At 28.6% G+C, this 1,625-nt stretch carries 3 rRNA genes; all 3 read left to right on the top strand.

Features of this window, described 5'->3' with window-relative positions:
• Nucleotides 1-223 (top strand): 23S ribosomal RNA (locus tag UF10_RS09090); the annotation flags it as partial.
• Between the two features lie 67 nt (nt 224-290).
• Nucleotides 291-407: ribosomal RNA gene (gene rrf, locus UF10_RS09085) — 5S ribosomal RNA — on the top strand.
• Between the two features lie 1,111 nt (nt 408-1,518).
• Nucleotides 1,519-1,625: ribosomal RNA gene (locus UF10_RS09080) — 16S ribosomal RNA — on the top strand; the annotation flags it as partial.

Genomic DNA, 1,625 nt, shown 5'->3' with positions numbered 1-1,625 from the left:
GGACATACCTCTGGTGTACCAGTTGTCCTGCCAAGGGCATAGCTGGGTAGCTATGTATGGAAAGAATAAGCGCTGAAAGCATCTAAGCGCGAAGTCCACTTCAAGATAAGATTTCCCACCGTAAGGTTAAGATCCCAGGAAGACTACCTGGTTGATAGGTCAAAGGTGTAAGTGCAGTAATGTATGTAGCTTATTGATACTAATAGATCGAGGACTTGACCAATAAATACGATGGACGTCAAAGTTCACTAAATATACTCAGTTTTGAAGGTACAAACTTCAATTAAATATGTGGTTATTATAGCAGAGAGGATACACCTGTTCCCATACCGAACACAGAAGTTAAGCTCTCCAGCGCCAAAGGTACTTGGTGGGAAACTGCCTGGGAGAGTAGGAAGTAGCCACGTAATAAGCTCTAGCATTTATGCTAGGGCTTTTTTATATAAAAATAATAATATTTAATAGTGCTTTGTTATTATTTTTGCTATTCCAATAGAAAATAGAGTATGTAAGGGATTGAATAATCTATAAGTGCTTGACATATGTTTCTACTTATTTATAAAAAAGATCGGTATATAAGTATAAAAAGGATAAATATATATTTTATGATTTTAGTATAAAAATTGTTGATTTATATTTGTGGATATCATACAGAAAAGATATATCAATTATAAATAACTATCTAAAATATTAAAACTATTAAATAAAAAAGGCTATTGTATATATAACAAGCATAATATCAAGATGCATTAGGTATATATAACTAGAGCATAAAAATGATCAAAGGCATATAAAAGCATAGCTAAGTATAATCTATAATGAATATCTAGATCTTCAAAAGATCATTTGAAAATATTAATATTATACTAATACTAAGAAGAAAGAAAAAAACAGTAGGCTATTTATAGTAATAAAATATATCTCTAGCTGATGAGATTAATTTTCTTGGAAATTAACAATTATTTTAGAGATATTTAAATTTTTAATTAAGCAGTTATACTTTACATCTATTTAATATAGTAGATAATAAAAAATATTTATATTAGCTAGATTAAAAAATATTAAAGTATTTCTAATATATTAAAATAAAAAAATGATAAACTTATATCCTTTGAAGAATTGAAAACAAAGAACTGTCGCTTTTGTTATTAAATTCAGAAAAAACTTTTTTATTAAAAATACTTGAAAAAAATAAATACATATGCTATATTATTACTTGTACTTAAGAAAAAGAAAAAACAAGAAAAACAAAAGATAATAATGTAATGTTTTTCTCAATAAATGATTAAAAAACTTTTGAAAAAAAGTTGACATAATCAGTAAAGTATGCTATTATATAATAGTCATCAAGAAACGATGACTTAAATAAAATGAACTTTGAAAATTGAACAGCAGGTTAATTCAATAACGCTTTTTAAATAAAGCATTTGAAATTAACTGTTTAAACAAGCAAACTTGTTTAAACCACAAACAAACCAAGCCAGATATTTCGAGATAATTATCTGAGCGGACAAATTTTTTAACGAGAGTTTGATCCTGGCTCAGGATGAACGCTGGCGGCGTGCTTAACACATGCAAGTCGAGCGCGGTCCCTTTGGTGCTTGCACCAAAGAAGACTGAGCGGC

The sequence above is a fragment of the Peptostreptococcus russellii genome (assembly GCF_003012055.1).
Taxonomy (GTDB): Bacteria; Bacillota; Clostridia; order Peptostreptococcales; family Peptostreptococcaceae; genus Peptostreptococcus; species Peptostreptococcus russellii.
The sequence above is the reverse complement of the archived record's forward strand: the minus strand, read 5'-3'. Positions and strand labels throughout refer to the sequence as shown.